We start from the raw sequence: 7578 nt of genomic DNA on the forward strand, positions 1-7578 counted from the left end.
GAGATCCCAATGCCGAAATATGTCTATTGGTAAGTAAGCTCACAACACTCGCATCCACTGCACAGTGGGTATACAATACCCGACTTCATTTTTTGAGCGCACCGTCGCGCTCTATCTTGGCAACGTAAAAACGGGTGTTTATATCATGACTCATTCTTGCAGGCTCTCTGTAGCACCAATGTTGGATTGGACGGATCGTCATTGTCGCTACTTCCATCGCTTAATGACCAAAGAAACCCTGCTGTACACCGAAATGGTGACCACAGGCGCGATCATTCATGGAAAAGGGGATTTCCTGGCTTATAACGAGGAAGAGCATCCGTTAGCCCTTCAGCTTGGTGGCTCAAACCCAACAGATTTGGCAACGTGTGCCAAGCTTGCGCAAGAGCGTGGCTACGATGAGATTAACCTAAACGTTGGTTGTCCATCGGATCGCGTTCAAAATGGTCGATTTGGTGCATGCCTAATGGCAGAGCCGCAGTTGGTCGCAGACTGCGTAGCCGCGATGAAAGATGTGGTAGACGTGCCTGTTACTGTGAAAACACGTATCGGCATCGATGACCAAGATTCTTATGAATTCCTAACGGATTTCGTGTCTATTGTTTCTGAGAAGGGCGGCTGTGAGCAGTTCACTATCCACGCACGTAAAGCATGGTTAAGTGGTCTAAGCCCGAAAGAGAACCGTGAGATCCCACCATTGGATTACCCACGCGCTTACCAATTGAAGAAGGACTTCTCACACCTAACGATTGCGATTAACGGTGGCGTGAAATCTTTAGAAGAAGCGAAAGAGCATCTACAACACCTAGATGGTGTGATGATTGGTCGTGAGGCTTACCAAAGCCCTTACTTGCTAGCATCTGTTGACCAAGAGCTGTTTGGTTCAAATGCACCAGTGAAAAAGCGCAGCGAAATCGTTGAAGAGATGTTCCCGTATATTGAAGCTCAATTGGCAAAAGGTGCTTACCTTGGCCATATCTCGCGTCATATGTTGGGTCTGTTCCAAAACATGCCTGGTGCTCGTCAATGGCGTCGTCACATCAGTGAAAACGCGCACAAACCGGGTTCAGGTCTAGAAGTGCTGCAAGATGCACTGGCGAAGATTCCAAAAGAATTGAACGTGTAAATTTCACCAGTGGTTGGTGAAAATTACCAACTGATAAATAACAAAGCCAGAGTGCAGAAATGCCTCTGGCTTTATTTTTACTTATAGATCATGGTATTAGATATATATTTATAAGTTGGTATGGAACCTGCTCTAGTAAAACTAAAACAAAGGAGAAGTGATTATGTTGGAGCTGATCTTTATTTTAGTTTTCACAGCAACCCTATTAGTAACCGGTATTACTATGGTAACGGTATTTGCCGCAACAGGTATCGCATTGGTTGTGATGTTCTTATTGGGTATGGTAGGCGCTGTACTAAAACTATTGCCTTGGTTGATAGTCATTGCACTAGGTATATGGTTTTTTAAAAACTTCGTTGCCCAGCCTCGTTATAAGTAACGGATAGTAGAGATTTAGTTGATGGTGGGCTGTGAGAGTATGTTAGTATTTCTCACATGCCCCTTAATGTTGAAATCAGCTATCTCGGAGTAAAAATTACATGACATATAAAGCGACCATCGCTTTAGCGACACTATCGTTGGCTGCGTCTTACCCTTGTTTCGCAGAACAAGAGTCTTCTTTCACTACGACGGTTGGTGGGGAAGTTTGGGTAGCGGATACCAAAGTGAATGAAGTAAGAAGAGATAGCGACACAACGGGGGCTTTCTACGCTGCGATTGAGCATGACGTGAAATACGTACCGAATGCGCGCCTTCGTTACTCAAGTGTTGATGCGGATTACATGGGTTTTGAGAAGCTCGACCTTACTCTTTACTACCAAATTCTTGAACACGACCTGATGCACTTCGATGCGGGTCTTACTTTTAGTAACTTGAGTGATACAAAATACGTAGACGCAGGCACTAATGCTCGTACGGAAGATTTTGATGAGCTGATTTGGGCTTGGTATGGCTACGCAGAAATCACTGTGCCAAATACAAACTTTGATGTAATTGGTGAGATGAACTTTGGTGATAACAAAGGTATCAAGAGTACTGATCTAATGGCTGGTGTTCAGTATCGAATTCCTTTTCAAGAGTCTCAACTCACTTTCCGTGGTGGTTACCGTGTGATTGATTTAGAGTCAGAGGAGTTTTTATCGAGCCTAGGTAAAGAGTTTATCTTTGCAGACGGCTTCTTCGTTGGTGCTCAATACTCTTTCTAACTACATAACATCAAATCCTTTAAAACGTCGCTTTATAAGCGGCGTTTTTTTATATCACTTCATTATATTAAATCGAATTTCTCGCCCAAGTTTCACTCTTCTACCATGCTTATCTAGGAGCAATGTATAAAAGTTGGAGCAGGGATTGCGATGACAATAAACGAATTACGACATCTATTTCGTGACAACCAGCTAGTCGAAGCCATTATAGAGCCTTCAATTCAAGAGGGAGGATGGGTTGTCGAGTTTCGCCATGCCCGTGGTGGGTTTGTTTGCCTCACAGACAGTCATGGGGAAGAGTGCCTATATGATGATCTTGATACGGCATCAAAATCGGCGTTGGCGGTTGGCTTTCAACAAGTTCGTATTGAGGATCGTTGAGCACTAAGCTCAGCGTTCTTACTTCCAAAAAGTTATAAAACATTCTCTTCTATTCTTTCTTGTTATTAGAGAGAGTGGTTAATCTATCGTCACGCAATGAATAGGGATGTCGTGACAATGTCTTTTCAACAGAATGAATATTCTCACAAGAAAGTGTCGGAAGATAATAATGGGCAGGGTGCTAATCCACCAATCGCAAGCCCACTAAATGACCAGCAATTTAACTCACTCCAGCAAACTGTCTCAGAGTTGTCTTCACAGCAACTTGCATGGGTCAGCGGTTACTTCTGGGGACTCGCTCAAAACCAACCAAGTGCGGCGGCTGCAACGCCAATCGCACAGGCTGCTGCTTCTGTTGCTGCAAAACCAGCAGGCAAACTGAGCATCATTTTTGCTTCTCAAACCGGTAATGCGAAAGGCGTTGCTGAAGCACTAGAGCAAGAAGCCAAAGCAGAAGGCATTGCTGTAGAGCTGTTTGATGCCAGCGATTACAAAGGCAAGAACTTAGCAAAAGAGACTCACGTGATCATCGTGGCGTCGACCAATGGTGAAGGCGAAGCGCCAGATAATGCCATTGAACTGCATGAGTTCCTTCAATCTAAGAAAGCACCAAAATTACCAAACCTGCAATACGCCGTGATTGCGCTGGGTGATTCTAGTTACGAGTTCTTCTGCCAAACGGGCAAAGACTTCGATACTTACTTGTCTAAGTTAGGCGCAACTGCCTTCATCGATCGCATTGATTGCGATGTGGATTATGAAGCGCCGGCGGCAGAATGGCGTAAGCAAGCGCTTGAACAAGTAAAAGAAGCCCTTTCTTCAGGTAATGAAGCTGAAGTGGTTCAACTACCTGTTGGTCAAGCCGCTCCAGGACATTCTGCTTATAACAAGCAAAATCCATATACCGCAACGTTACTAACAAGCCAAAAAATCACAGGTCGTGATTCGGGTAAAGATGTTCGCCACGTAGAGATTGACCTTGAAGAATCAGGTTTAACTTATCAAGCCGGCGATGCTCTGGGTGTGTGGTTCGATAATAGTTCAGAGTTAGCCAACGCTATCTTAGCTAAGGCTGGTCTATCCGGTGTAGAAAGTGTTGAAGTCGATGGCGAAAGCCTTTCTATTCATAGTGCATTGGTTAGCAAGTACGAAATCACCGCATCAAACCCTCAGTTTGTCACTAAATTCGCAGAGCTATCTGGTAGCAAGAAACTACAAAAGCTAGTGGAAGATAAAGACAAGCTTCGTGAGTACGCTGCAAATACCCAAGTTGTAGATGTACTTGCAGAGAAGAAGACCAAGTTAAGTGCAGAAGAATTAGTTGGTTTACTTCGTCGATTGACACCTCGTCTATATTCTATCGCTTCGAGTCAAACGGAAGTCGATGAAGAAGTTCACCTTACCGTAGGCTTGGTTGAATACGACAAAGGTGATGAAAAGCGCTATGGCGGAGCATCGAGTTTCCTTGCTCAACGTCTAGAAGAAGGCGGCGAAGTGAAAGTGTTCGTTGAGCACAACAATAACTTCAAACTGCCACAAGATGACAACACACCAATCATCATGGTTGGTCCTGGTACCGGTATTGCGCCTTTCCGTAGCTTTATTCAAGAGCGTGATAACCGTGACGCTGAAGGCAAGAACTGGTTGTTCTTTGGTGACCGTACCTTTACTCAAGATTTCCTTTACCAAGTTGAATGGCAGAAGTACCTCAAGTCAGGTTTGCTGACTCGCCTTGATGTTGCGTTTAGTCGTGACCAAGCGGAGAAGGTTTATGTTCAACATCGCATCTTAGAAAACGCTGAACAAGTGTGGCAATGGATTCAAGATGGAGCCTACATCTATGTATGTGGTGATGCCACTCGTATGGCAAAAGATGTTCACGATGCGCTGGTATTTGTAGCCGAGCAACAAGGCAAGCTATCTCGTGAAGAAGCCGAAGCATTTATCAACGATCTACGTAAAGCGAAACGTTACCAAAGGGATGTGTACTAATGAGCGCGAATCAACAATCAAACAGCCAAGAAGTATTAGGTGAGGTGCTTGGTCCACTCTCGGATAATGAGCGCCTTAAAAGAGAAAGTAATTTACTGCGTGGAACGATTGAACAAGATCTGCAAGACCGTATTACTGGCGGCTTTACTGCAGACAACTTCCAATTGATTCGTTTTCATGGAATGTACCAGCAAGATGACCGTGATATCCGTAACGAGCGTGCTAAACAAAAGTTGGAGCCGCTGCATAACGTCATGCTTCGTGCTCGTATGCCGGGTGGCATCATTACACCAAAGCAATGGCTAGCGATCGACAAGTTTGCAACCGAGCACTCTTTATATGGAAGTATTCGTCTTACTACTCGTCAAACGTTCCAGTTCCATGGCGTGTTAAAACCAAATATCAAGTTGATGCACCAAACGCTAAACAGCATTGGTATTGATTCGATTGCAACTGCGGGCGACGTTAACCGTAACGTGTTGTGTACCACTAACCCAGTGGAGTCGGAGCTACACCAAGAAGCTTACGAATGGGCGAAGAAGATCAGTGAGCATCTACTACCGAAGACACGTGCTTATGCAGAGATTTGGTTGGACGGTGAAAAAGTAGAAAGCACGGAAGAAGACGAACCGATTCTAGGTAAGAACTACTTACCACGTAAGTTTAAAACCACAGTGGTTATCCCACCGCAAAATGACGTAGACGTACACGCTAACGATCTTAACTTCGTAGCGATTGCAGATAACGGCAAGCTAGTTGGTTTTAACGTGCTTGTTGGTGGTGGTCTAGCGATGACACATGGCGATACATCGACTTATCCACGTAGAGCGGATGACTTTGGTTTTATTCCATTAGAGAAGACGCTTGATGTTGCTGCTGCTGTAGTAACAACTCAACGTGATTGGGGTAACCGTTCTAACCGTAAGAATGCAAAAACCAAATACACATTAGATCGTGTCGGTAGTGATGTGTTTAAAGCGGAAGTAGAAAAACGTGCCGGTGTTAAGTTTGAGCAAAGCCGTCCTTACGAATTCACGGAACGTGGTGACCGTATCGGATGGGTTGAAGGTATCGATGGTAAGCATCACCTAGCACTCTTCATTGAAAATGGTCGTCTATTAGATTTCCCAGGTAAACCACTTAAAACGGGTGTTGCTGAAATTGCCAAAATCCATAAAGGCGATTTTCGTATGACTGCAAACCAAAACCTGATTGTTGCTGGTGTACCAAAAAGCCAAAAAACGAAGATCGAGAAGATTGCTCGTGAACATGGTTTGATGGATGACGGCGTAAGTGAACAACGTAAGAACTCGATGGCGTGTGTGGCGTTTCCAACGTGTCCATTAGCCATGGCAGAAGCAGAGCGCTTCCTTCCTCAATTTGTAACCGATGTAGAAGATATTCTAGAAAAGCATGGTCTGCCTGAAGAAGACAATATCATTCTTCGTGTAACAGGGTGTCCAAATGGTTGTGGGCGAGCAATGCTGGCAGAAATCGGCTTAGTTGGTAAAGCGCCAGGTCGATACAACTTACATCTAGGTGGTAACCGAGGCGGTACTCGTGTACCGAAGATGTATAAAGAGAACATTACGGATAAGCAAATCTTAGAAGAGATTGATCTGCTGGTGGCTCGTTGGGCTGCAGAACGTGAAGAAGGCGAGGCATTTGGCGATTTCACGATTCGAGCTGGCATTATCCAAGAAGTATTCGTATCAAAGAGGGACTTCCATGTTTGATTCTGTAGCGTCCAAACCGGAGCTAACAGAGTTACTGACATTAACTAAGACGGAGCAAATCCTCCGTCTTGCTCAAATCAATGTCGAGCTCGAACAGCTTTCGGCACAAGATAGAGTAAAGTGGGCATTGGAGAATTTGGAAGGGGAGTTCGCTGTCTCGTCCAGTTTCGGTATCCAAGCCGCAGTGATGCTCCATCTTGTGACACAACAAAAACCGGATATTCCAATTATCCTAACGGACACCGGCTATCTATTTGCAGAGACATATCAATTCATCGATCAGTTGAAAGCGCAACTGAACCTTAACCTTAAAGTGTATCAAGCTAAAGAAAGTGCGAATTGGCAAGAAGCACGTTATGGAAAACTTTGGGAACAGGGTATAGAGGGAATTGAAAAGTACAACAAGATAAACAAAGTCGAGCCAATGCGACGAGCTCTGCGTGAGCAAAATGTCGGTACTTGGTTTTCAGGACTGCGTCGAGAGCAAAGTCAATCTCGTGCTGGTCTTCCAATCTTGTCGATCCAAAATGGCGTATTTAAATTCTTACCTGTGATTGACTGGACGAATAAAGATGTGCACTACTACCTAGAAGAGCATGGTTTGAGTTATCACCCTCTATGGGATCAAGGTTACCTTTCTGTCGGTGACACTCATACTACTAGAAAGTGGGAACCGGGCATGTCGGAAGAAGAAACTCGTTTCTTTGGTTTAAAGCGTGAATGTGGATTGCATGAAGACGATGGTAGTGAGCAGGATGGCTCAGGTATTTAGATGCTAATCTGGCAAAAGGCGTGTTTAGGGTAAATAAAGAAAGCTGCTGTAAAGCAGCTTTCTTTATATATAGTGAAAGAAAAAGGAGCATAAAAAGGATAACTCTGTGGATAAGTTGTATGCAGTCTTGGGGTAAAGTTGGATAAATAAGGCTTTGATCGAAAAGTCGTCGTTTAACTATTATTTTTGCAATTTTTGCAAAATAACGCTTGCCAATGTGAGCGCGATCTCTATAATGCCTCCTTGTCGACAGGGCAGAGCTCACAAGGGTTCGAAGCTAAGTCGGCAAGGTCAGAAAGAAAAGCGAAATAATTAATTGCCTTTACTTTTAAAAAGTAAAATAAATAGCAAAAAGTGTTTGACACAGAAAATTATCTAGCTAGAATGACCGCCTCTTCCGAAGTGATGTAAGTCACAAAGAAGAGT

General features: G+C 44.2%; 7 protein-coding genes. All 7 read left to right on the forward strand.

The features are described 5' to 3' along the window. Positions 1-145: 145 nt before the first annotated feature. The 7 genes from dusA to OH459_RS25335 all read left to right on the forward strand — a co-directional run bounded on the left by dusA (position 146) and on the right by OH459_RS25335 (position 7152). Positions 146-1126: a tRNA dihydrouridine(20/20a) synthase DusA gene (gene dusA, locus OH459_RS25305; protein ID WP_005451527.1), complete on the forward strand. Its 981-nt coding sequence runs from the start codon at positions 146-148 to the stop codon at positions 1124-1126. Between the two features lie 163 nt (positions 1127-1289). Continuing rightward, on the forward strand, positions 1290-1505 hold the full coding sequence (gene pspG / locus OH459_RS25310) for an envelope stress response protein PspG (protein ID WP_005451528.1): 216 nt from the start codon (positions 1290-1292) through the stop codon (positions 1503-1505). A gap of 100 nt (positions 1506-1605) precedes the next feature. Further along, the gene (locus OH459_RS25315; protein ID WP_269989353.1) at positions 1606-2271 is read left to right on the forward strand and encodes a TIGR04219 family outer membrane beta-barrel protein; all 666 of its coding nucleotides are present in this window, start codon (positions 1606-1608) and stop codon (positions 2269-2271) included. A gap of 150 nt (positions 2272-2421) precedes the next feature. Then, positions 2422-2652: a hypothetical protein gene (locus tag OH459_RS25320; protein WP_005451530.1), complete on the forward strand. Its 231-nt coding sequence runs from the start codon at positions 2422-2424 to the stop codon at positions 2650-2652. A gap of 117 nt (positions 2653-2769) precedes the next feature. Continuing rightward, positions 2770-4644 carry an assimilatory sulfite reductase (NADPH) flavoprotein subunit gene (locus OH459_RS25325; RefSeq protein WP_005451531.1) on the forward strand — a complete coding sequence of 625 codons (1875 nt, stop codon included), beginning with the start codon at positions 2770-2772 and terminating at the stop codon, positions 4642-4644. After that, positions 4644-6380: an assimilatory sulfite reductase (NADPH) hemoprotein subunit gene (cysI, locus tag OH459_RS25330; RefSeq protein WP_269989356.1), complete on the forward strand. Its 1737-nt coding sequence runs from the start codon at positions 4644-4646 to the stop codon at positions 6378-6380. Before OH459_RS25325 ends, cysI begins: the two co-directional genes overlap by 1 nt. Beyond that, positions 6373-7152 carry a phosphoadenylyl-sulfate reductase gene (locus tag OH459_RS25335; protein ID WP_269989358.1) on the forward strand — a complete coding sequence of 260 codons (780 nt, stop codon included), beginning with the start codon at positions 6373-6375 and terminating at the stop codon, positions 7150-7152. Before cysI ends, OH459_RS25335 begins: the two co-directional genes overlap by 8 nt. The last annotated feature ends 426 nt before the right edge of the window (positions 7153-7578 follow it).

Source organism: Vibrio sp. MM46, assembly GCF_027587135.1.
Taxonomy (GTDB): domain Bacteria; phylum Pseudomonadota; class Gammaproteobacteria; order Enterobacterales; family Vibrionaceae; genus Vibrio; species Vibrio harveyi.